This is a genomic window from Gemella haemolysans, assembly GCF_028308085.1.
GTDB lineage: Bacteria > Bacillota > Bacilli > Staphylococcales > Gemellaceae > Gemella > Gemella haemolysans_D.
In genome coordinates this window covers 25,495-48,756 of sequence record NZ_JAQMFS010000064.1, presented here as the reverse complement: position 1 = coordinate 48,756, position 23,262 = coordinate 25,495, and the positions used below count along the sequence as shown (strand labels likewise).

Genomic DNA, 23,262 nt, shown 5'->3' with positions numbered 1-23,262 from the left:
ACCTGTACCCATACCGAACACAGAAGTTAAGCTCTTTAGCGTCGAATGTAGTTGGGCTTACGCCCTGTGAGACTAGAACGTTGCCAGGCTTTTGATTCGGAGGTTTAGCTCAGCTGGGAGAGCACTTGCCTTACAAGCAAGGGGTCAGCGGTTCGATCCCGTTAACCTCCACCATTTATGCCGGCCTAGCTCAGTTGGTAGAGCAACTGACTTGTAATCAGTAGGTCGGGGGTTCAAGTCCTCTGGCCGGCACCATTTATTTAGAGCCATTAGCTCAGTTGGTAGAGCATTTGACTTTTAATCAAAGGGTCGAAGGTTCGAGTCCTTCATGGCTCACCATTCTTTTGCGGGTGTGGCGGAATTGGCAGACGCACTAGACTTAGGATCTAGCGCCTCACGGCGTGGGGGTTCGACTCCCTTCACCCGCACCATTTCTAGATATTCGCGAAAGTAGTTCAGGGGTAGAACATCACCTTGCCAAGGTGAGGGTCGCGGGTTCAAATCCCGTCTTTCGCTCCAATAGTTAATATAGTGCCGGGGTGGCGGAACTGGCAGACGCACAGGACTTAAAATCCTGCGGTAGCAATACCGTACCGGTTCGATTCCGGTCCTCGGCACCATTATATTAGCGCCCATAGCTCAATTGGATAGAGCGTTTGACTACGGATCAAAAGGTTAGGGGTTCGACTCCTCTTGGGCGCGCCATTTAAATATACGGGAAGTAGCTCAGCTTGGTAGAGCACTTGGTTTGGGACCAAGGGGTCGCAGGTTCGAATCCTGTCTTCCCGACCATTTAAAAGAATATTTAAACATTATTAATATGGGGCCTTAGCTCAGCTGGGAGAGCGCCTGCTTTGCACGCAGGAGGTCAGCGGTTCGATCCCGCTAGGCTCCACCATTTTAAATAATGAATTTAGCCTTTATTGGCGGCGTAGCTCAGCTGGCTAGAGCGTACGGTTCATACCCGTAAGGTCGGGGGTTCGATCCCCTCTGCCGCCACCAATAATAGTTAGTGAATTCTCTAGGAACACGGACTCTTAGCTCAGTTGGTTAGAGCTATCGGCTCATAACCGATCGGTCGCAGGTTCGAGTCCTGCAGAGTCCACCATTTATCAAGGAGGAATACCCAAGTCCGGCTGAAGGGATCGGTCTTGAAAACCGACAGGAGTGTAAAAGCTCGCAGGGGTTCGAATCCCCTTTCCTCCTCCATTTTTATTATCGCGGGATGGAGCAGTCTGGCAGCTCGTTGGGCTCATAACCCAAAGGTCGATGGTTCAAATCCATCTCCCGCAATTTTTTAATAATTAGGTCCCGTGGTGTAGCGGTTATCACGCCTGCCTGTCACGCAGGAGATCGCGGGTTCGATTCCCGTCGGGACCGCCATTTTTTTATGTAAAAATTTAATAATGCCTCGATAGCTCAGTTGGTAGAGCAATGGATTGAAGCTCCATGTGTCGGCAGTTCGACTCTGTCTCGAGGCACCATGTTGCCGGCCTAGCTCAGTTGGTAGAGCAACTGACTTGTAATCAGTAGGTCGGGGGTTCAAGTCCTCTGGCCGGCATTTTTTTTATATTTTGGGAAGATAGCGAAGAGGCTAAACGCGGCGGACTGTAAATCCGCTCCTTAGGGTTCAGTGGTTCGAATCCACTTCTTCCCACCATTCTTAGGGACGTAGTTTAACGGTAGAACAAAGGTCTCCAAAACCTTTGGTGTGGGTTCGATTCCTGCCGTCCCTGTTCAAAGTGTAATCATTTATGATTACACTTTTTTTTTATCAAAAAAATAACTAAATTTCATATATTCTCAGGAAATATTCTTTGAAATACCTAAAATATACAGGTTATAGTGTTATATTTTTTGGGAAATACTTTTGACAAAAGATAGTAATTATGTTATTGTATTATTGTATAGAAGTGCCATAGGAGGTAAAATATGAGTGAAAGTGTAAAACCATTTAGTAAACTGTATGATTTAACACAAAGAGCTGAGAAAGTCGGTATTTCAGATGATGATGTCCTTAGAGAAATATTAGTTGAAAAGATTGTTCCTAATAAATATCAGCCTAGAAGAGAATTTACAGAAGAAAAAATAAAAGAATTAGCAGAGTCTATAAAACAAAATGGATTACTTCAATCTATTACTGTTCGTGATATAGGGAATGGGTTTTATGAGCTTATAGCTGGGGAGAGAAGATTAAGGGCTATTAAGTACCTACAGTATCCTACAACTAAAGCTATTGTAAAAGAACTTACAGATGAACAGATGGCGACTCTTGCGCTAATTGAAAATATTCAAAGGGAAGAATTGACACCTATAGAAGAGGCGCATGCATATCAAGAGTTATTAAGCATCAATAAGCTTACTCAAGATGAGCTTGCGAAATCATTAGGGAAAACACAGGCTACTGTTGCTAATAAGTTACGATTATTAAAATTAAGTGATAAAGTTATTGATGCTATTAATACTAAAAAAATTACTGAGCGACATGGTAGAGCTATGGTTAAATTAGATGCTTCTGCTCAAGAGAAATTATTAATTCAGATTTTATCACAAAATCTAAATGTTTCTCAAACAGAAGAAAAAATTGATACTTATTTAAAGATTAAAAAAGATATTAAAGTTTTTAATACTGCCGTTAATTATGATGGTCAGAAAGTTATAGCAAAACTTACAAAAGAAATAGCAAAATTAGAAGAAAAGTATAATATTAGTCTTAACAAAGAAGAAGAAGAAAATATGGATAGTGTGGTTATTAAAGTTACCATACCAAGATACGTAAATAAAGAGGTAAAAGATGAAAATTTTAGCGATATGTAATCAAAAAGGTGGAGTTGGTAAAACAACTACTTCAATAAATTTAGCTGCGTCTCTAGCACATTTAAAGAAAAAAGTATTATTAATAGATACTGATCCACAGGCTAATGCTACGAGCGGTGTAGGTGTAGATAAAGCAGCGATAGAACAATCAATTTATAACATACTTGTTGATGAAGTTAATATTAATGATGTTATTTTAAAAACAGCTTATGAGAACTTAGATATAGTTCCATCTAGCATAGCATTAGCAGGTGCAGAAGTTGAACTAGTTTCAGCGATTAGTCGTGAACAACGTATGAAAAATGCAATTTCGGAAATTAAAGAAAAATATGACTATGTGGTAATCGATTGTCCACCGTCTTTAGGTCTAATTACGTTAAATTCTTTAACTGCAGCTAATGGGGTAATAATTCCTGTACAAACTGAATATTATGCCTTAGAAGGGCTTAGCCAGCTTATGAATACATTTAATATAGTTAGAAAGCACTTGAACTCTAAATTAGATATTTTCGGTGTATTACTTACTATGACTGATAGTAGAACAAATATATCTAATCAGGTAGCAGAGCAAGTTAGAGAACACTTTAAAGATAAAGCATTTAACACAGTTATTTCAAGAACTGTACGTTTAAGTGAAGCACCAAGTTTTGGTGAACCAATTATTGAATATGCTAAAAATTCTAATGGTGCAAAACAATATTTATCATTAGCTAAAGAGGTGATTGAGCGTGGCTAAGAAACTAGGTAAGGGATTAGGTCGTGGTCTTGATGCAATTTTCGCTACTGAAAATGTAGAGTTAACTACTGATAGCGATAAAATAGTAGAAATCTCATTAGAAGAGATTAAGAAAAATCCATATCAACCACGTACTTATTTTAATGAAGAGAAGTTAAATGAATTAAAAGAATCAATTGAAAAAAATGGATTATTACAACCTATTATTGTAAAAAAAGCTGTAAAAGGTTATTATATTATAGCAGGGGAGCGCCGTTATAGAGCTTTTGAACTGCTAGGTAAGAAAGAAATTCCAGCTATTATTAAAGAAATGACAGATGAAGAAATGATGATTTTTGCGGTTCTAGAGAACTTGCAACGTGAAGATTTATCAGCGCTAGAAGAATCAGAAAGTTATAAAAATCTGATGGATAAAATGTCATTAACCCAAGAAGAATTGGCTAAGAAACTTGGTAAAAGTAGACCGTATATCGCCAATAGCTTACGACTATTAAAATTACCTACAGAAATAAAAAATAAGCTTGAACAAGGGCTAATAAGTGCAGCTCACGCAAGAACTTTACTTTCATTAAAAACAAAAAAAGCTATGGAAGAAGTTTGTGCTTTAGTAATTGATAGAAAAATGTCAGTTCGTGAGCTAGAAGAATATGTAGCGAAGTTATTAAAACCTAAAGAGATTAAGAAACCAAGAGCTAAGGATATATTTATAGAAGAACAAGAAAACAATCTTAAAAAACTGCTAGGAACTTCTGTAACGATTAAACAAAGTCGTAATAAAAAAGGTAAGATAGAAATTGAGTTCAAAGATAATGATGAATTTGAACGTATTATTTCATTATTCAAGGATGAGTAATTATGAATTTTATTGAAAAGATAAAAACATCAGTAAGCAACACTGACTTACTAATCACAGTTTTAGAAAAAATATTACTTATAATCGTAATTTTTATTATTGCATCAATTTTAGTACGTATATTTAATAGAATTATTGATTATATAATGACAACTGGAGATAATGCCAATAAGAAGTTTAATATAAAGTTTAATGAGAAACGATCAGAAACTTTACATAAACTTGTAAGAAGTGCAGTTCGTTATACAGTATACTTTATTGCATTTTTCCAAGTATTGTCAATCCTAGGAGTTAATACTACAAGTATTGTTGCCAGTGCAGGTATAGCATCGGTAGCTATTGGTTTTGGTGCACAGAGCTTAGTTAAAGATATTATATCTGGATTTTTCATTATTCTTGAAGGACAATTTGATGTAGGAGATAATGTGAAAATATACAACCAAGCAGCTTTTATTGCAGGTGGTTATGTAATGTCACTTGGTTTACGTTCTACTAAGATCCGTTCTAAAAATGGTGAAGTTTACTTTATTCCGAATGGAACTATTAATCAAGTTGTAAATTACTCATTAATGTACAACTTAGCTTTAGTAGAGTTACCGATAAAAATTGATAAATCTATTGAAGAAATAGAAGACCGAGTAAACAAAGTAGTTAATAATGCTAATAATAAAAAAGAATATCATGATTTATTATATAAGAACGATAAATTCCATATCGATTATATAGAAAAAATTGCTGACAACGTTGTTACAATTCATGTTATTGGAAAAGCAAAAGTTGGGAAAAAACAAGATGTGGAAACAATGTTAAGACGTGATTTTTATAGAGAGTTTGAATCTTCATTAACATCGAATGAAGAAAAATAGGAGGTTGGATTGTGGAATACGAATTAAATGATATAGTTGAAATGAAAAAACAACACCCTTGTGGAACGAATAGATGGCAAATTACACGTATGGGAGCAGATATAAAGATAAAATGCCTAAAGTGTGATAATAACATTATGATGCCAAGACGTGAGTTTAACAAAAAAATTAAAAAAATATTAGAAAAACATTCTTAATATCAATGAAAGACAACAAACACATGTTTTGTTGTCTTTTTTGTTATATCATTTTGTCCTTTAGAAAATTGACTACTCCATTAGAATACAAAGAACTGTAAAATAAGAAAAGTTCAGTAGGTGTTAACTCCTGATTATCTGTCCAGTAATCTAATATAGACATAAAACTTCCAACTAAAAATTGAAATAACAATTCTATTTCTTGATTGCTAGCATTTAAATTTGCAAGATTAGATGTTTGTTTGAAAATATCAAGCATAGTAAGACGAATTTTTTTTCTAAAGCTGTTACTTCCGTTGTGACCCAGCAATATTTTTATTTCATTTAAACGTCCTTCGTATACAATAAAAAGGTTTGTATCAGTACTAACATAGTCTGTAAGTTTAAAGTCTTTAGTAATCTCATTTTTATTGAGTTTATTTATGATATTAGATTGATAAGTAAGAACATCATTTAAAATATTATCTTCAATTTTTTCTAACAATTCATATTTGTCAAAATAATGCCTATAAAATGTTGAACGATTAACATTTGCAAGTTCCGTAATATCATTAACAGTAATCGCTTCGAATTTTTTTGTTTCCATTAATTTAAGTAATGATTCTTCGAATTTTTTTTGAGTTTTTGTTATTTTTTTTTTATATACCATAGAAATATCCTCTTTTTTATATTAAATAAGAAACAAATTATAATAATTTGTCTAAAATGCAACAATTTGTAGTAATTTGACTCTCGTTTTTTATTCATAAAAATTATATAATAAAACCATCAAAAGAGCAACAAGGTGTTGCAAAAAATATAAAGAAAGAATTTAGAATAAAAAGAATAAAAATATCTATAATCGAAATAGAGGAAAAGAAAATGAAAAAATATGGAAAAATAACAGGAATACTTCTTTCTGTTGCCGTAGTAGTATTGAGTATAATTATGAGTACTCAAATACCAACAGTAAATCCAAAAATTACAGATTTACCTCTCGCAATAGTAAATCAAGATAAAAATGAAACAACTGCTACGATGATAGAAAAACTTAAAGAAAGATCAACTTTAAATGATAATGTTAGTGTAAAATGGATAGAAGTAGGTAGTAAAGATGAAGCTATAGAAAAAATGAATAATAAAGAATACTATGGTGCAATTGTTATTCCAGAAAATTACACAAAATCTTTAGCTACATTAGTGTCTTCTAATCCACAAACCCCTGAATTCACAGTACTTGTTAACCAAGGTATGAATAGCCAACTTTCAGCTCAAGTCTCACAAATTCTTACACAGGTTGTGAATAATAGTGGGAAGATGGTTAGCACACAAATAATAAAACAAGCTGAAGCATCAAATAAGCCTTTACCAGCAAAAGTAATTGGAAACTTAATGAATCCAGTTAGAGTTAACGTAGAGAATATTAATACTACTGGTGATTTCTCAACTGCTCCATCAGTATATTTTTTACCAATTTGGATAACTTCTTTAGCAGGAAGTATTATATTATTTATGTATAGTCGTAAAGAAGAGAACTCAATTAAAGATAAAGCAGTACAAAAAATAGTTCAACTATGTATATTAGGTTTAGTTTCTATAACACTAGGCTTACTGGCTCCGTATTTCTCAGAAAGGATTTTAGGAGTGACAGTAGATAATTATTCAGGTATTGCAACATTTTTAAGTATTGCAACATTCACATTTATGACGATAATCTTTGGTACAATTAGCTTAATAGGACTAGCAGGAGCTCCACTGTCTGCTTTACTATTATTCTTTGCAATGCCATTGCTATCATTAGAACCTGAAATGCTAAGTAGTTTCTATACAGATTGGGTGTTACCATGGTTACCAATGCGTATGTTATTTGACGGAGTAAAAAATATTTTATACTTTGGTCAAGGTGCTTGGAATCTAGCTACTAAAGAATTGATTTATGTAGTAATAGTTGGTGTAACTTTAACATTAACAAGTATAATAAAAAAAGAAAAAGTTAAAAATTAAGATAAAACTACCCCTTTTCAGGGGGGAATTATTATAGACCCATATAAACAAGCTAGTGAATCTTTAAATAGAATCATTAGCTTTTTATTAATATTATTTATTAAATTGCTTTGCTACTTTAGAACTGATAAAGACAAAAGATAAAACAATAATTATACCGTATAAAAATTCTATACTTCCAATGTTGTTAAGAGTTGTACCGAAGTGTAACCAAATCATTTTTCCAGGAATCAGGCCTATAATGTTACCGATAAAATATTTTTTAAAAGATATTCTAGTTAAACCATATGAGTAACAGATAACACTGTTTGGAAGAACTGGGATTAATCTATAGATTATTAGAAACATTGTTAGTTTATTTTCACTTATACCGAAAATTGTATCATATTGTTTTTTCGATAGTTTTTTTGCTAAGTATTTTTCTACATAATCACTGGCAAAATATCTTGAAATGATAAACATCACGCTAGTATAGATTATTGATGCAATTATCGAAAGGATAAAACCATGAGTAAAACCAAATAAATAACCACCAATCGCAGAAAATATTCCTGGTGGGAATAAAAATATTGGTAATATAGATGCTAGTATAAAAAAAACTATAGGTGCAAAGCTACCAAATTGTGCTATAAAATCTTGCATAGTTCCTCCTTCTACTAAAATAATATTCTTATTATATCATAAAGCTAGGGAAATAGGCGAATAAAAACTAAAAGTGAGTGACTCGAAAAGTGTGATTTCAAAGAAATTGATTTTGATGAGTCACCCACGTAAAGATTTTTAAATATTATACTTCTTTTATTAAATGAATTTCAATTCCATTAGGATCATTAATGATGATTTTTCCGTCATATTCAGAGATGATTTTAGCGTTGTTATTTTTTATATTTTCCACAACTTTGTTGTAAGTAATATCATCTATAAATATAATTTCAAAATGATCTAAACCTGGTGTACCTTTTTGTCTAAGACTTAGGTTAGGACCACCCCAGTGGTTAACAGCAAGGTGATGATGATAATCACCATAAGCAATCCAACTTGCACTAGCCACAGTGAATTTATCACTAAATCCTAGTACTTCTTGATAGAAGTTAGAAGAAACTTTAGAGTTTTGAACACTTAGATGAACATGACCAATAATAGTACCCACTGGTAAAGTATAAGGTACTACAGTTTCAGAAATATTAAGTAGATGATTAGCATCTATAGGTTCAGTTACTCCTATGATTTTACCGTCTTCTTTTCTATCCCAAGTACTTTCATCTTTGTCATAATATACTTCTATGCCATTACCTTCAATATCACTTAAATATAAAGCATTACTATAACCGTGGTCAGATCCACCATCTAAAGGAATGTTTGAATCTATAAAGTGACGTAGTATATTAGCTAGACTTTGTTCATTTGGAACTAGATAAGCTATGTGATATAGTCCATAAGAACGAACTAGTGGACCATCAACTTTTTTTAAGTGAAGAAGCGGAGTGTTATCAGAAGTACCTAAAGTAGCTTCAGTTTCTTTTTTAGAAATTATAGTCATCCCCATAGCTTCTGTGTAGAATTTAAGTTGTCTGTCAAAGTTTACAACATTAAGTGTTGCAGTTCCAAGTTTAATATTCGAATTGTATTTTTTCATAGTTAATTACCATCCTTTTAATTTTTTTCACAGAAATTTATATCTTGTAATATATTTTACATACCACAATATATTTTGTAAAGTACGTACTTTTATAATAGTTAGTATCTTTTAGTATACTAATAGATGAAATTAGTGCTTATTAACAAAAATATTTTTAAATAGCATAATATTAAATGATAAGTTTTGTGTTTTATGTTATAATAGTTAAGTTGAGTAGGCAAGGCCTAAGTAATATAAGAAATTAATGAAGAAAAGGAGTGATTGATACTATGGCATTAACAGCCGGAATAGTAGGATTACCAAACGTAGGAAAGAGTACACTTTTTAACGCAATTACAAAAGCAGGGGCATTAGCTGCGAACTATCCTTTCGCAACAATTGATCCAAACATAGGGATTGTTGAAGTACCAGACCACAGATTAAATAAATTAACAGAATTAGTAGAACCTAAAAAAACAGTACCAACATCATTCGAGTTTACTGATATCGCTGGTATCGTAAAAGGTGCCTCTAAAGGTGAAGGACTAGGAAATAAATTCTTAAGTCACATCCGTGAAGTAGATGCAATTTGTCAAGTTGTTAGATGTTTTGAAGATGAAAATATTACACACGTTGCAGGTGGTGTAGATCCATTATACGATATCGAAGTTATTAACTTAGAGTTAATCTTAGCAGACTTAGAAAGTGTTGAAAAACGTATCGGACGTGTTGAAAAACAAGCTAAACAAAAAGATAAAGATGCTGTTGCAGAATTTGCAGTGCTTTCTAAAGTACGTGATATTCTTAAAGAAGAAAAACCAGCTAGACTTTTAGAATTAGATAAAGAAGAGCAAAAAATCGCAAAAGGATTACATTTATTAACAATGAAACCTATGCTTTATGTTGCTAACGTAAGTGAAGATGATTTACTAGACGTTGATGCTAATAAACACGTTGCAAGTGTTCGTGAATTTGCTGCAAGCGAAGGTAGCCAAGTAATCGTAGTTTGTGCGAAAATCGAAGAAGAAATGGCTTCATTAGAAGATGAAGAAAAAGCAATGTTCTTAGAAGAACTAGGAATTGATGAAAGTGGATTAGACAAACTAATCAAAGCTAGTTACAGCCTATTAGGATTAGCAACATACTTCACAGCAGGTGTACAAGAAGTACGTGCATGGACATTCAAAAAAGGTATGTTAGCTCCTGAATGTGCTGGAATTATCCACTCAGACTTTGAACGTGGATTTATCCGTGCTGAAACTGTAAGTTATGATGACTTAGTTGAATACGGAAGTATGTCAAAAGCTAAAGAAGCAGGTCGTGTACGTCTAGAAGGTAAAGAGTACGAAGTAAAAGACGGCGACATTATGTTATTTAGATTTAACGTATAATAAAAATAGAATTCTATATTTTCTCATAACTTGAGAAGATATAGAATTTTTATATTCTCTATAAAATATGTTATAATTATTTTTATATAAAAGAGGTGATTTGACTATGTTAAGATTTTTCCATAATCCATTACTTGTAGCTAAATTAACAGAGTATGAGTATTTAATTAAAGGAAATAAGAAACAGAGTACAGCAGAATATAAAATAAAAAGAATTATAAAAGATGTTACTGGAGAAGTTTTTAAGGATATTGAAGTATATAATAGTGGGCTATCAGTTCCAAAGATTACCAAAAATGGATTCCAAGCTACTGCGATATACATTCCAGAGCTTAATGAGCTTCTTGTTATTTATAGAGGAAGTGAGAGTGAAGATATTAGCGATTGGTTTTATAATTATACAGGAATCGTTTCGGGGGAAAATACTAGCCAAATAGATTCTGCATGTAAATTTACTAAGTTTTTAAAAAGAAAGATTGTAAACTTTGACTCTTGTTATAAAGTTGCTGCTGGTCACTCTCTTGGGGGGCATATAGCAATTACTGTGGAACTGCTAAAACAGACATATCAACGAGTTTACACATTTAATACAGCTTTACCTCAGTTAAAACAACTAAGAAAATACGATAAAAAATTTAATAAAAAACTGGAAGAGTATTTTTTAGAAAAAGATTTAGAAGAGACTAACAAACTACAGAATTTTACTTCTAATTATTATGCAAAAAATTCTCATCATATATATAATTTTGTGAGGAAAAATGATTTCATACAATCGTTAAATATGACGGTGGGAACATTTCATGTAGGAAAAACTATAGAGTTTCCTGAGATAATAAAGAACTTTGTTGCGCCTGAAGAGTATTTAACAGAAGAGGATACGTATGAATTAGATAAAATTTTCTGCGATTTTTATAATAGGTTAATTGAAAAAAATATTACACCAGATGATGTAGTAGAAAATCAAAAACAGGTGACGGATGAATTTATAGGATTGATTGTAGAAAAGATAAAAATACCAATTCAACAACAAATTAGTAATTTCTCTTATAAAAAGGGAGTAAAAACTTCTAGTGAAGTAGGAATTATAGATTCATACAGAACGTTTAAGGCAATTTATAATTACTTATTGTATTTAGCACACTCAGGAATCATATCAGATGATGTAATAAATTGTAATGATAGTAAAAAAGCGACAACACTCTATGAAAAAGTAATGGGAGATGCGAGTAAATCAAATCTTAAGAACTTATTAAAACCATTGCAAGAATTTTACACATTAACTAAGGCAATTTATACGCTAACTCATGCTAAAGGTTTAGACGATGTAGGAAATTGGTCAGAAATAGCTGAAGCACATGATTTACCATCTTTCTACGATGTACTAGAAAAAGTGAAATAATAAAAGTCAACATGAAAATGTCATTCATGTTGACTTTTTAGTTTAATCTGAATTGTCACCAGGTGCAACTGGTTTCAAGATAGGGGGTGGAGAAGATGGAGTTGTAGGAGTGACAGGATCTGAACTATTATTTGTTTCTTTTTTATCTTTGTCTTCCTTCTTCTCTTTATCTTCTTTTTTGTCCTCTTTTTTAGCTTCTTGTTTCTTGACTACTACTTTTGCCGGATCTCCAAATGAAACACCTTTATCTATATTAGAACCTAATTTAGCTAATGTTTTTTCTTTAGATAATTCTTTAAAGCCAGTAGGTATGAGATCTTTTGTGCCCCCTTTAGCATTGTTATAAGGATTAATGCTAGACTCAGTAACTGAGCTAGGTCGGGTGAATGCTGTATCAGGGGAAATAATATTTTTATCTAATGTGTATATAGCATTCATGACAGCAATCCAACTTCTTTGAGCGTAGTCATAGCTTGGTACTTTTGCGGGACTATCATAACCATTCCATAGTCCAACAGTTACCTTAGTAGTACCACCAACAACCCAAAGGTCTTTATAGTATTCAGATGTCCCTGTTTTAACAAATAGATTTTTCGAGCTAAATTTTAGTTTGCTTGGCATATCTCTAGATATACCATAGCTCTTATTAATAACATCTCCAAGCATATCAACCATTAAGTAACTTGTTGATTCTTCATAGATTTTAACAGGTGAAAAATCTGCTTTATAAATAACTTCACCATCATTATTTTCAATTTCTTCTATGATATGAGCTTTTTTATGTTCACCCTTATTTCCAAAAGTAGAAAATGCACTAGTGTTTTCTGTTACAGAAAAACCATACGTCATACCACCAATAGATGTAGCTAGATTTTCTTTATCACTAGCTGTAAGGCCACCGATGCCCATTTTCTCTAAGTAATTCTTTACAGGTTCTTCTTTTTGGAAGGCAGAATACAATCTTATTGTTGCTAAGTTAAGAGATCCTCCTAATGCTTGTCTTGCTGGAAGATAACCATGTTGCGAATCATCATAGTTTTCAGGATGCCAACCATTATAATTGAAACGTTTATCTAAAAGAGTAGAATTAGGTGTAATATAACCTTTATCTATTGCAGGTCCATAAACTAATAATGGTTTTATCGTTGAACCTGGAGAACGTCTTGTTCTTGTAGCATGGTTAAGTTGTTGTTTGTTATAATCCATACCACCGATAAAAGCTAAAAGCTTACCACTGTTATTTTCTATTACTGAGGCACCAATTTCTAAAGGATAAACAACTCCCCCTTGAGAATATGTAGGATAAGAAGCAAATTGTTTTTTTGTTTCTTGAAGAGTATCATAAAGTTTTTTATCAAGTGTTGTTTTTACTTTATATCCTCCAGTAATAAATTTAATTCGACTTTTTTCGATTAGCTCATTTCTGTAATCCGAGTTAGTCTTGAAGTCTTCTTGTCTATTATTTCTTGCTGCTGTTTGTTCAGCTAGAATTTCAGCAACTGAACTAGTAACCTCATCACGAATATATGGATAGTCAGTATATTCAGAATATTTTTGTTTAGTAAATGCACCTTTAATATCAAATTTCTTAGCTTCTTCCATTTGCTCTTTTGTGATGAAATCATTCGCAACCATTCTTTCAAGTACATATTTTTGTCTATCTAATCCAGCTTGAAGTTCTTCATCTGGGCGAACATTACCAGCTGCATCAAAAGGTGTGTATTTATATGGTGATTGAACAAATCCAATTAAATATGCTGCTTGTGCCACATTTAAATCTTTAGAATGAACACCGAAAACACCTTGAGCAGCAGTTTCTATACCGCTGATATTTTGACCTAAACTATTTTTTCCGAATGGAGCAACATTTAGATAATTCTCAAGAATTTCATTTTTTGAGAAGTGACTATCTACACGTAGTGCTAGTAATATTTCTTTCGCTTTTCTTTCGTAAGATCTAGAATTGTCAAGAAGCTGATTTTTTACTAATTGCTGAGTAATTGTACTTCCTCCAGATGTTCTAGCTCCCGTAGCTTCACTATGTGTAGCCCTTAGTATAGCAAAAATATTAATTCCGCTATTAGAGTAGAAGTTAGAGTCTTCGCTCGCAATTATTGCATTTTTGACATTGTCTCCTAGATTTTCGTAAGAAACAGTTTTTCTAATTAATTCGGAGTTTATTGTACCAAGTTTTTCTCCGCTACCAAAGTATACTTCACTGTTCTTACTAATGTTATTTATTTGTTCCTTCATTTCTTTTTGAGTTAAAACAGGTTGATCTTTTACAAGGCCACCTACATACCCAATAGCAAGTCCCATACTTAGACTGATTAACAGTCCAAGTGAAAGAAGAAGGGCTTGAGTCATAGAAGTTAATATCTTCTTAAATTTCATTGTAATCTCCTTAGATTGCATACTATTAGCTATATTATACCATATTTTTATATGAAAGACTAAATCATATGCTAGTGAATAATATATTTTATATTCAAATTAAAAGAAAAAGATAAAACAAAAAATAAAAATATGTTATAATTGAAGTAAGTGTATAAAAATTGATATGGAGGCATTTTAATGAGTAAATTATTAGAAGATTTAAAATATAGAGATTTAGTTTATCAACAAACAGATGAAGAAGGAATAAAAGAATTATTAGAAAAAGAAAGTGTATCAATTTACTGTGGTACAGATCCAACAGGAAACTCATTACACATTGGTCACTTACTTCCATTTTTAACATTAAAAAGATTTCAACAACATGGACATAAACCTGTTATTTTAGTAGGTGGAGGAACTGGTATTATCGGAGACCCATCAGGAAGAAGCGAAGAACGTCAATTACAAAGCCTTGAAGTAATCGAAGATAACGCTCGTCGTCTTGAAGCGCAACTTCGTAATATTTTCCGTGGAGATGACAATATCGAATTCGTAAATAACCTTGACTGGTTAGGTAAACTATCTATGATTGAATTTTTACGTGATTACGGAAAATTAGTAAACATTAATTACCTATTAGCGAAAGATTCAATTTCAAGCCGTTTAGATAATGGATTATCATTTACAGAATTCAGTTATACTATACTACAAGGGATTGACTATGCTTACTTAAATGAACACCACAATGTAAAATTACAAATTGGTGGTTCTGACCAATGGGGTAACATTACTACTGGTCTAGAAATAATGAGAAAACTTCGTGGAGATGTTGAGGCGTATGGATTCACTATCCCATTAATGCTTAAATCTGACGGAACTAAATTTGGTAAATCTACTGGTGGAGCAGTATGGTTAGATCCAGAACAAACAACACCTTATGAATTTTACCAATTCTGGTTTAACACTGCGGATACAGAAGTAGTACCAGCTCTTAAAAAATTCACATTCTTAGAAAAAGACCAAATTGAAGCATTAAGAGAAAGTTCAGAAAAAGAACCACACCTACGTCTTGCTCAAAAAGCATTAGCTGAAGAAATGGTGAAAATTGTTCACGGTGAAAAAGCATTAGAAAGTGCATTAAATATTACAAAAGCATTATTCTCAGGAAACATTAAAGAATTAACTCATGACGAATTAAAAGCAGCTGTTAAAGGAATGCCAAAATCTGAATTAGAAAAAAAAGAATACAATATCGTAGACTTCTTAGTTGAAAGCAATCTAGTTCAATCAAAACGTCAAGCTCGTGAAGATGTAAACAATGGTGCTGTTTATGTGAATGGAGATAAAGTTACAGACTTAGAATATGTTGTAGAAGCTAAAGATAGACTAGAAGATGGATTTACAGTACTTAGACGTGGTAAGAAGAAATATCTATTAGTAGAATATAAATAATTTGAAAGTAACATATACATAAAGAGGGGAACCGAAATGAATTTAAAAGAAGTCGTTGGTAAAAAAGCTGTAGAATATGTAAAAGATGGTATGATAGTTGGTTTAGGGACAGGGTCGACTGTATTCTATTTTGTTCATGCACTAGCTGACAGAGTAAAAGAAGGATTGAATGTTGAAATGGTATCAACGTCAATTCAAACGGTTGAACTAGCTAAAAGTTTGGGTCTTTCAATCAAAGAACTAGAAGAGATTGATCATATTGATCTTGCTGTTGATGGAGTAGATGAAATCGATAAGGATTTTAATGCGATAAAAGGCGGGGGAGCAGCATTATTTAGAGAAAAAATAGTTGCTGATATTGCTCGTGAAGTAATCTGGATCTATGACGAAAGTAAAGATGTAGAAAAACTTGGAAATTTCAACTTACCTGTAGAAATATTACCATTTGGATATAGTCATACTATAAGAAAAATGGAAGAAGCGGGCTTAAAACCAGTGTTAAGATTAAAGGATGGAGCAACTCTTATAACAGACAACAATAATTACATTGTAGATTTACACTTAGGTTACGGATTTGATATTAAAGCTGTAAAAGAAAAACTAGAAAGTATAGTTGGAGTAGTAGAGCATGGGTTATTTTTAAATATGTGCAAACTATGCATTAAAGGAACAGAACAGGGAGCTGTAATTATAGAAAATCCAAATAATTAAGGACGTGAAGGAAAGTTATGAGGAAGAGTTATTTAAGAGGAACATGGTTAAAACTATTCTTTGCAATATTGTTCGTTCTGATGAGTATCGGGGGGATCCAAAACCTTTATGACGATAGAACGAAATCAGCAGAAGTTCAGTATAAAGAAGGAAAACAATTCCAAAAATCTAGTGGTTATACTTTTATTAAGGTAGAAGCACTTGAAGAGTTAGATATTAAAGATGATAGCTTAAAAGATAATCAAAAATTCTATATGGTCCAGCATGAACATGGATTTGTAATGTTAAAAGCTTCTAAGGATGATGTTAAGAAATTAATACAAAGTAATGATATACCAAATGAAAAATTAATAGATTTAAAGGATAAAGATGTTTATTCTCCTGTTGATGCCATCTTTGAAAGAGGAAGTAAGGGGAGGAAGAATATCTCTCCAGAATTAAAAGAAAAATTTAAAAATGCTGCAGAGCATAGTTCACTAATTAGAGCAAGAGTTTCAGATATAGTTAATGAAATTGTAATAAAGAAAAGTGTAGATGGTTCTTCAAGTAAATTACGAGAAAAGCCATTTACTTCACAGTTTTATTTAACAGTGCCTGGTAAAGGATATTATTTTTTAACTTATGCAGTGGAAGTAGTAATTCTTCTTATTACATTTTTCTCAGTTAAATCTGTAATAAAAGATATTAGAAAAAATAAAGCTGAATATGAAGAATTATTCATTAAATATCCGGAAACAGAACGAGATTTAGATATTTTAGTACGAGAAGCAAAATATATAAACAAAAGATTAAAAGTCCTAATATACAAAGATGCATTAATATTATACGGCAAAGGGTTCAATTTCCAATTGTTATCAGGTTTTTCAAAGGTAACTTTTGGTAGAGAAATTCGAAAAGGTAGAGTTGTAAGCTATATAGCACACTTCCACAATAATTTTGAAACAGACGAAAAAGTAAAAGTCTGTTCGAACTATAAAAATTCAAGAGAAGATATTGATGAATTAGGAAAAATATTAAAACAAACCTTTGGAAAAACAGTAAGGTATAATTTTTAATAAAAAATCTAAATAATTAAGGACATGAAGGAAGTTATGAGGAAGAGTTATTTAAGAGGAACATGGCTAACATTATTCTTTGCAATATTGTTCGTTCTGATGAGTATCGGGGGGATCCAAAGCCTTTATGATGATAGAACAAAATCAGCAGAAGTGCAGTATAAAGAGGGAAAACAATTCCAAAAATCTAGTGGTTATACTTTTATTAAGGTAGAAGCCCTTGAAGAGTTAGATATTAAAGATGATAGCTTAAAAGATAATCAAAAATTCTATATGCTCCAGCATGAACATGGTTTTGTAATGTTAAAAGCTTCTAAGGAAGATGTTAAGAAATTAATACAAAGTAATGATATACCAAATGAAAAATTAATAGATTTAAAGGATAAAAATATTTACTCTCGTGTTAATGCTATATTTGAAAGAGAAAGTAAGTGGGAAAAATTAAATATCTCTCCAGAATTAAAAGAAAAATTTGAAAATGCTGCTGAGCACAGTTTAATATTTAGAGAGAGTGTGTCAGATAATCAATCAAGTAAATTACAAGAAAAACCATTTCTTTCCAACTATTATTTAGCAGTACCTGTTAAAGGATCTGATATTGGAGCTTATGCAATGGAAGTAGTATTTCTTCTTATTCCGTTTTTCTTAATTAAATCTGTAATAAAAAATATTAGAAAAAATAAAGCTGAGTACGAAGAATTATTCATTGAATATCCGGAGACAGAACGAGATTTAGATATTTTAGTACGAGAAGCAAAATATATAAACAAAAAACTAAAGGTTCTAATATACAAAGATGCATTAATAATATATGGTAGAGGGTTTAATTTCCAATTATTATCAGGTTTTTCAAAGGTAACTTTTGATAGGGAAATTCGAAAAGGTAGAGGTATAAGCTATATAGCATATTTCCATAATAATTTTGAAACAGACGAAAAAGTAAAAGTCTGTTCGAACTATAAAAATTTAAGAGAAGATATTGACGAACTAGGAAAAACATTAAAAGAAACTTTCGGGAAAACAGTAAGATATAATTTTTGATAAAAAATATTAAAATATTAAAACGTTAAGAGAATACCTGAAAAATAGCGAATAGAGGGTATTTCAAAATTTATAATGAAAACAAAAAGTATAATTATAGAAAATCTAAATAATTAAGGACGAAAAGGAAAGTTATGAAGAAAAGGAGACCAAAAGGTATAAGGTTAAAATTAGTTTTTGCTATAATGTTTATTTTTGTTAGTATTATAGCTGTTGGATCAACATATAATGACACCATACAATCTCCTGAAAGGTCATATGAAAAAGGTGATCAATTTGAAGGTGAAAGTATAGGGATTACATATGTTAAATTGGAAGCTCTTGAGGAACTAGATATAGTAGATAAAGAACTAGACGAAGACGAAAAATTTTATATGGTTCAACACGAAAATGGTTTTGTAATATTAAAAGCTGCACAAGATGATATTAAGAAATTAATTCACATTAGTGATGTACCAGAGGGAGAAATAATAAATCTAAAAGATAAAAATATTTATTCTCGTGTTGATGTAAAAAGCGAAAAAGGAAGAAAGAGAGACAGAGTTCATATTTCTTTTGAATTATTAGATAAATTCAATGATGCAGCAAAACATAGTTCTTTGATTAAGGGAAGAGTTTCAGATGTATTAAAAGAAGAGGGCTCAAATAAAACAGAATCTTACTATAAAAAATTAAAAGAAAAACCTTTTGTTTCTAATGTTTATCTAATAGTACCTGGTTATTTATATTACATGGGTACTTATGTATTTACTACGATTTTTATTCTAGGTACATTATTTTTGATAACTTCTATAATTAAAGATATTAGAAAATCTAGAGATTAATATGAAAAATTTATTATTGAATATTTATAGATAGAACGTGTTATAGATATTTTAGTGTGTAAAGAAAAGTTTAAATAAAAAAGGAAGTGAAGTTATGAAGAAGAGTTATTTAAGAGGAACAAGGTTAAAAATATTCATTGCTATAAACTTGATTTTTGTTAGTTTGATCGCTACTAGAGCTTCATATAATAGCTATACAAAGTCTGCTGAAACGTTATATAATGAAGGTGATCAATTCACGGGGAATTATTCCGGAATTACTTATATTAAATTAGAAGCAATCGAAAAACTTGATATAGTAGATGAAAAATTAGCTGACGATGAAAAATTTTATATGGTTCAACACGAAAATGGTTTTGTAATATTAAAGGCTACACAAAAAGATATTAAGAAATTAATCCAAAGTAGTGATGTTCCAGAAGGCAAGATTATAAATCTGAAAGATAAAAATCTTTATTCTATTATCGATGTAATAGAAGAAAAAGGAAGCAAAGGAAAAACTAATATTTCTTCTGAATTGTTAGATAAATTCAATACTGCTGCAGACCATAGTACTTTGATTAAAGTTAGAATCCTAGAGGTAATTAAAGACCTTGGATTAGATAAGACAGAAGCTAATTATAAAAGTAAATTACAAGAAAAACCTTTTATTTCAAATGTCTATATAAAAGTACCTGGAACTATATATTACCTAGGTATTTATGGATTTCCTGCTGCTATTGTTTTGGCTACATTATTGTTAATTAGATCTATAATAAAAGGTATTAGAAAATCTAAAGCGGAATATGAAGAATTATTCATTGAATATCCAGAGACAGAATATGATGTAGATATTTTAGTGCGAGATGCAAAATATATAAATAAAAATTTAAGAGTTTTAATATATAAAGACGCATTGGTATTTTATGGAGGGGTGTTTAATTTCGAATTATTATCAGGATTTTTGAAGATTACTTTTAGTGATATAAATGATTCGAAAAATAATATCCAGTACTATACAGCGGAAATTCATAGAGAATTTGAATCAAATGAAGTAATAAAAATGTGTTCATATTATAAAGATGCAACAGCAGAAATTACTGAATTAGGAAAAATATTAAAAGAAGAATACGGAAAAGAAGTAGAATATGATTTTTAAGAATAAGAAAGAGGTAGAATAAATGGAAACATTAAAAGATAGAGTAATAGAAGCATTAGAAAATGTAATAGACCCTGAGCTTGGTATCGATATAATGAACCTAGGACTAGTATATGATGTTAAGATGAGTGATGATAATAAGCACGCTATAGTGGACATGACATTGACATCTATGGGATGTCCTCTAGCTCCTATTATCATCGAGCAAGTTGAGACAGCAATGCTTGGTGTTGATGAGATAGAAAAAGTAGATGTAAATATAGTTTGGGAACCAGCATGGACAAAAGATAAAATGTCACGATATGCTAAAATTGCTCTAGGGGTAATAGATTACGAATAAAATATAAATACAAAAAGCAATTTCAAAATTGATTTTAAAAAGAATTTTGAAGTTGCTTTTTTGTTATTAAAAAAACAGAGATTCATTAGTTTTAGAAATTTATAAAAAAATAGTTATTACAGTAGAATGAAATATATTAAATATGTTATAATTAAAAAGACATTAAAAATGAGTATGAAAGGAGGAACTATGTACAGAGGAGAAAAGCCTAAAAAAGGTGATGTAGTAAAAATTATAGCGTATAAACATGATGGATCTATTCATAGAATTTGGCACAAGAATGTTGTACTGGAAGCGGATGAACAAGTTCTGATTTTAGCAAACAACAGAACTCTTGTGACAGAGAGTGATGGAAGAACATGGGTTACAAAAGAGATAGCACTAGTTTATTTCCATAATGAATGTTGGTTTAATATAATTTGTATGTTTAGAGAAGATGGAGTTCACTATTATTCGAATTTAAGTAGTCCATTTGCATATGACGTAGATGGAGTAAAATATATTGACTATGATTTAGATATAAAAAAATATCCAGATGGAAAATATTTCTTACTAGATGAAGACGAATATAATCAAAATAAAGCACGTTATCAGTATGGTGAAAAAATAGATAAAATATTAAAATATAATGTAAACAAACTTCAAGAATGGATTGATAAAAATCACGGAGCGCTTGCACCAGATTTTGCAGATGTATGGTTAGAAAACTATGAAAAAATAATGGGTGAAGATCAAAATGTTAGAAGGTAAATTTAGTGTAGAGGTCAGACATGACGAAATATCAGAAAAGATTGGTTTGAAGTTAAAAGAGTTTCTTTTATCTAGTGATATGAAAGAAGATAAAGAGAATCCTGACTATGTTTTTGCGGTTGGTGGAGACGGGACCGTACTGCGAACATTTAATAAGTATATGGATAATTTAGATAATATCAAATTCTTATCTATTCATACAGGGCACTTAGGATTTTATACAGACTACTCAGTTCAAAATTACGAAAGAATCTTTTTTGATATGTTAGCTTTAAAACCGAAAATTGAAGAATATCCTTTATTAAGAGTAAAAGCATATTGTTCAAATGGAGATTTAGTTTCAGATTATTATTCTTTAAATGAAATTACAGTTAATAATCATACTGGAAGCACGTATTCGGCTAAGGTATATATTAATGGTGTCCATTTTGAAAGTTTTAGAGGCGATGGACTATGCATTAGTACGCCTACCGGTTCAACTGCATATAACAAAAGCCTAGGAGGAGCGGTAATTCACCCACAGTTACCGTTGTATCAAGTGACTGAAATTGCAGCATTAAATAATCTTGTTTATAGAACGTTAGGAAATCCTCTAATACTATCTCAAGATGACGAACTTATGATAAAACCGATAGATAAGGAAAATCATCGTATTACAGTGGATCATATGCACTTTAATTATGACAGTGTTTCAAAAATAAAAATTACTTTAGCAAAGGATAAGAAAGTTTCTTTTATTCGTTATAATGATGACAGTTTTTGGCAACGAGTGAAGAGATCATTTATTAAAAATGACTAATATTATTTTGAAGTATGTAGTTAAAAATGAGCAAGTGTTAAGGGAATTTCTTCTAGAAAACAATATTTCTAGAAAAACTCTTACTAGAATAAAGTTTGATAATGATGGTAGTATAAAAGTAAATAGCAAGGAAGAAAATGTCAGATATATCTTAAAAGAAGGCGATATTGTAGAAATTACTCTTCCGAGTGAAAATTATAGTGACTTTGTTAGATTTATAGATAAAACTATCGAAATTGTGTATGAAGATGCTTATTTTTTAATTGTGAACAAAGAAATTAATCTGCCTTCAATACCATCTAGAAATGTTGAAGATGAATCATTGTTAGAGAGAGTAAATTACTATTTTAGAGAGAAAAATATTAATTCAATTCCTCATATAGTAACGCGTCTTGATAAAAATACATCAGGTTTAGTATTAATAGCTAAACATAGACATATTCACGCATTATTTAGTAATATGGAGATAGATAAGTATTATACTGCGTTAATAAATGGAAAAATAGAACAACATGGAATAATTGAGGCACCTATACGTCGAGTAAGCTCTAGTATTATAGAACGTGAGGTAGGAGAAGATGGAGAGTATGCCAAGACTGAATATTGGTTAGAAAAACATAGTCTCAAAAATAACGTTAGTATTGTTAAACTAAAACTGTATACAGGAAGAACTCATCAAATAAGAGTGCACATGAAATACTTAGGGTATCCACTTTTGGGTGATGAGTTGTATGGTGGAGATGTTAGCTTAATAAGTAGGCAAGCACTCCATTGCAGTAATTTAGCGTTTATCCATCCAATTTCTGGAGAAAAAGTAAATGTATGTACAAATTTACCAGATGATATGAGCAATATAATTAAACATAATGAGTAATTATTTTTACTTGTTATGTTTTTTATTTTATTATTTTCAGTT

General features: G+C 31.3%; 22 protein-coding genes, 18 tRNA genes and 1 rRNA gene. 37 read left to right on the top strand and 4 right to left on the bottom strand.

The features are described from left to right. The 24 genes from rrf to PNO30_RS05475 all read left to right on the top strand — a co-directional run. Positions 1 to 89, top strand: a 5S ribosomal RNA gene (rrf, locus tag PNO30_RS05590); the annotation flags it as partial. Positions 90 to 98: 9 nt separating this feature from the next. Next, a tRNA-Val gene (locus tag PNO30_RS05585) sits at positions 99 to 174 on the top strand. Positions 175 to 179: 5 nt separating this feature from the next. Continuing rightward, positions 180 to 255, top strand: a tRNA-Thr gene (locus tag PNO30_RS05580). Positions 256 to 263: 8 nt separating this feature from the next. Continuing rightward, positions 264 to 339 (top strand) — tRNA-Lys (locus PNO30_RS05575). A gap of 7 nt (positions 340 to 346) precedes the next feature. After that, a tRNA-Leu gene (locus PNO30_RS05570) sits at positions 347 to 431 on the top strand. Positions 432 to 444: 13 nt separating this feature from the next. Continuing rightward, positions 445 to 519: transfer RNA gene (locus PNO30_RS05565), tRNA-Gly, on the top strand. A gap of 14 nt (positions 520 to 533) precedes the next feature. Then, positions 534 to 620, top strand: a tRNA-Leu gene (locus PNO30_RS05560). Positions 621 to 628: 8 nt separating this feature from the next. Continuing rightward, positions 629 to 705 (top strand) — tRNA-Arg (locus tag PNO30_RS05555). A 10-nt stretch (positions 706 to 715) separates the two neighbouring features. Then, positions 716 to 792 (top strand) — tRNA-Pro (locus PNO30_RS05550). A gap of 30 nt (positions 793 to 822) precedes the next feature. Continuing rightward, positions 823 to 898, top strand: a tRNA-Ala gene (locus tag PNO30_RS05545). 27 nt (positions 899 to 925) lie between these two features. Then, positions 926 to 1,002 (top strand) — tRNA-Met (locus PNO30_RS05540). Between the two features lie 29 nt (positions 1,003 to 1,031). Beyond that, a tRNA-Ile gene (locus PNO30_RS05535) sits at positions 1,032 to 1,108 on the top strand. An 8-nt stretch (positions 1,109 to 1,116) separates the two neighbouring features. Beyond that, positions 1,117 to 1,209 (top strand) — tRNA-Ser (locus PNO30_RS05530). 10 nt (positions 1,210 to 1,219) lie between these two features. Beyond that, positions 1,220 to 1,293: transfer RNA gene (locus tag PNO30_RS05525), tRNA-Met, on the top strand. 14 nt (positions 1,294 to 1,307) lie between these two features. Further along, positions 1,308 to 1,383, top strand: a tRNA-Asp gene (locus PNO30_RS05520). Between the two features lie 25 nt (positions 1,384 to 1,408). Next, positions 1,409 to 1,484 (top strand) — tRNA-Phe (locus PNO30_RS05515). Positions 1,485 to 1,488: 4 nt separating this feature from the next. Continuing rightward, positions 1,489 to 1,561 (top strand) — tRNA-Thr (locus tag PNO30_RS05510). 15 nt (positions 1,562 to 1,576) lie between these two features. Continuing rightward, positions 1,577 to 1,660, top strand: a tRNA-Tyr gene (locus PNO30_RS05505). 5 nt (positions 1,661 to 1,665) lie between these two features. Next, positions 1,666 to 1,736: transfer RNA gene (locus PNO30_RS05500), tRNA-Trp, on the top strand. A gap of 196 nt (positions 1,737 to 1,932) precedes the next feature. Further along, positions 1,933 to 2,817, top strand: coding sequence for a ParB/RepB/Spo0J family partition protein (locus PNO30_RS05495; protein ID WP_271987458.1), 885 nt, complete (start codon positions 1,933 to 1,935; stop codon positions 2,815 to 2,817). Further along, positions 2,795 to 3,553 (top strand): ParA family protein, encoded by a 759-nt coding sequence (locus tag PNO30_RS05490; RefSeq protein WP_204641844.1) that lies wholly within the window; start codon positions 2,795 to 2,797, stop codon positions 3,551 to 3,553. The genes PNO30_RS05495 and PNO30_RS05490 overlap by 23 nt, the downstream gene beginning before the upstream one ends. Then, a complete protein-coding gene (locus tag PNO30_RS05485; RefSeq protein ID WP_271987457.1) occupies positions 3,546 to 4,406 on the top strand; it encodes a ParB/RepB/Spo0J family partition protein in 861 nt (286 codons plus the stop codon). The genes PNO30_RS05490 and PNO30_RS05485 overlap by 8 nt, the downstream gene beginning before the upstream one ends. Before the next feature lie 2 nt (positions 4,407 to 4,408). Further along, positions 4,409 to 5,272 carry a mechanosensitive ion channel family protein gene (locus PNO30_RS05480; protein ID WP_271987456.1) on the top strand — a complete coding sequence of 288 codons (864 nt, stop codon included), beginning with the start codon at positions 4,409 to 4,411 and terminating at the stop codon, positions 5,270 to 5,272. A gap of 11 nt (positions 5,273 to 5,283) precedes the next feature. Beyond that, a complete protein-coding gene (locus PNO30_RS05475) occupies positions 5,284 to 5,469 on the top strand; it encodes a DUF951 domain-containing protein (protein ID WP_271987455.1) in 186 nt (61 codons plus the stop codon). Between the two features lie 43 nt (positions 5,470 to 5,512). Here the strand turns inward: PNO30_RS05475 and PNO30_RS05470 are convergent, their stop codons facing one another. Beyond that, positions 5,513 to 6,118 (bottom strand): TetR/AcrR family transcriptional regulator, encoded by a 606-nt coding sequence (locus PNO30_RS05470; RefSeq protein WP_271987454.1) that lies wholly within the window; start codon positions 6,116 to 6,118, stop codon positions 5,513 to 5,515. A 212-nt stretch (positions 6,119 to 6,330) separates the two neighbouring features. Here PNO30_RS05470 and PNO30_RS05465 point away from each other — a divergent pair, with 212 nt between their 5' ends. Beyond that, complete coding sequence (locus PNO30_RS05465) at positions 6,331 to 7,452, top strand: YhgE/Pip domain-containing protein (RefSeq protein ID WP_271987453.1); 1,122 nt, start codon at positions 6,331 to 6,333, stop codon at positions 7,450 to 7,452. A gap of 93 nt (positions 7,453 to 7,545) precedes the next feature. Here the strand turns inward: PNO30_RS05465 and PNO30_RS05460 are convergent, their stop codons facing one another. Together PNO30_RS05460 and PNO30_RS05455 are read right to left on the bottom strand one after the other, a co-directional pair. Then, positions 7,546 to 8,094, bottom strand: a complete 549-nt coding sequence (locus PNO30_RS05460) for a TVP38/TMEM64 family protein (RefSeq protein ID WP_271987452.1) — start codon at positions 8,092 to 8,094, stop codon at positions 7,546 to 7,548. Between the two features lie 145 nt (positions 8,095 to 8,239). Then, positions 8,240 to 9,088, bottom strand: a complete 849-nt coding sequence (locus PNO30_RS05455; protein ID WP_271987451.1) for a VOC family protein — start codon at positions 9,086 to 9,088, stop codon at positions 8,240 to 8,242. Positions 9,089 to 9,360: 272 nt separating this feature from the next. On the opposite strand from PNO30_RS05455, the gene ychF reads away from it, so the two are divergent. Beyond that, positions 9,361 to 10,461, top strand: a complete 1,101-nt coding sequence (ychF, locus tag PNO30_RS05450; protein WP_271987450.1) for a redox-regulated ATPase YchF — start codon at positions 9,361 to 9,363, stop codon at positions 10,459 to 10,461. 106 nt (positions 10,462 to 10,567) lie between these two features. Then, positions 10,568 to 11,860, top strand: coding sequence for a DUF6792 domain-containing protein (locus tag PNO30_RS05445; protein WP_271987449.1), 1,293 nt, complete (start codon positions 10,568 to 10,570; stop codon positions 11,858 to 11,860). A gap of 42 nt (positions 11,861 to 11,902) precedes the next feature. Here the strand turns inward: PNO30_RS05445 and PNO30_RS05440 are convergent, their stop codons facing one another. Then, on the bottom strand, positions 11,903 to 14,254 hold the full coding sequence (locus tag PNO30_RS05440) for a transglycosylase domain-containing protein (protein WP_271987448.1): 2,352 nt from the start codon (positions 14,252 to 14,254) through the stop codon (positions 11,903 to 11,905). A gap of 180 nt (positions 14,255 to 14,434) precedes the next feature. Here PNO30_RS05440 and tyrS point away from each other — a divergent pair, with 180 nt between their 5' ends. The 10 genes from tyrS to PNO30_RS05390 all read left to right on the top strand — a co-directional run bounded on the left by tyrS (position 14,435) and on the right by PNO30_RS05390 (position 23,220). Further along, positions 14,435 to 15,688 (top strand): tyrosine--tRNA ligase, encoded by a 1,254-nt coding sequence (gene tyrS, locus PNO30_RS05435; RefSeq protein WP_271987447.1) that lies wholly within the window; start codon positions 14,435 to 14,437, stop codon positions 15,686 to 15,688. 36 nt (positions 15,689 to 15,724) lie between these two features. Next, positions 15,725 to 16,399, top strand: coding sequence for a ribose-5-phosphate isomerase RpiA (gene rpiA, locus PNO30_RS05430; protein WP_271987446.1), 675 nt, complete (start codon positions 15,725 to 15,727; stop codon positions 16,397 to 16,399). A gap of 17 nt (positions 16,400 to 16,416) precedes the next feature. Continuing rightward, complete coding sequence (locus tag PNO30_RS05425; protein ID WP_271987445.1) at positions 16,417 to 17,454, top strand: hypothetical protein; 1,038 nt, start codon at positions 16,417 to 16,419, stop codon at positions 17,452 to 17,454. Positions 17,455 to 17,490: 36 nt separating this feature from the next. Beyond that, entirely contained in the window at positions 17,491 to 18,495 is a 1,005-nt protein-coding gene (locus tag PNO30_RS05420) for a hypothetical protein (RefSeq protein ID WP_271987444.1), read from the top strand. Positions 18,496 to 18,629: 134 nt separating this feature from the next. Further along, complete coding sequence (locus PNO30_RS05415) at positions 18,630 to 19,319, top strand: hypothetical protein (RefSeq protein WP_271987443.1); 690 nt, start codon at positions 18,630 to 18,632, stop codon at positions 19,317 to 19,319. 94 nt (positions 19,320 to 19,413) lie between these two features. Continuing rightward, positions 19,414 to 20,457, top strand: a complete 1,044-nt coding sequence (locus PNO30_RS05410; RefSeq protein WP_271987442.1) for a hypothetical protein — start codon at positions 19,414 to 19,416, stop codon at positions 20,455 to 20,457. A 22-nt stretch (positions 20,458 to 20,479) separates the two neighbouring features. Beyond that, positions 20,480 to 20,797: a metal-sulfur cluster assembly factor gene (locus tag PNO30_RS05405; RefSeq protein WP_003147395.1), complete on the top strand. Its 318-nt coding sequence runs from the start codon at positions 20,480 to 20,482 to the stop codon at positions 20,795 to 20,797. 189 nt (positions 20,798 to 20,986) lie between these two features. After that, the gene (locus PNO30_RS05400) at positions 20,987 to 21,547 is read left to right on the top strand and encodes a DUF402 domain-containing protein (protein WP_003147394.1); all 561 of its coding nucleotides are present in this window, start codon (positions 20,987 to 20,989) and stop codon (positions 21,545 to 21,547) included. Next, positions 21,522 to 22,346 (top strand): NAD kinase, encoded by an 825-nt coding sequence (locus tag PNO30_RS05395; protein ID WP_271987441.1) that lies wholly within the window; start codon positions 21,522 to 21,524, stop codon positions 22,344 to 22,346. Before PNO30_RS05400 ends, PNO30_RS05395 begins: the two co-directional genes overlap by 26 nt. Further along, a complete protein-coding gene (locus PNO30_RS05390; protein WP_420319627.1) occupies positions 22,339 to 23,220 on the top strand; it encodes an RluA family pseudouridine synthase in 882 nt (293 codons plus the stop codon). Before PNO30_RS05395 ends, PNO30_RS05390 begins: the two co-directional genes overlap by 8 nt. The last annotated feature ends 42 nt before the right edge of the window (positions 23,221 to 23,262 follow it).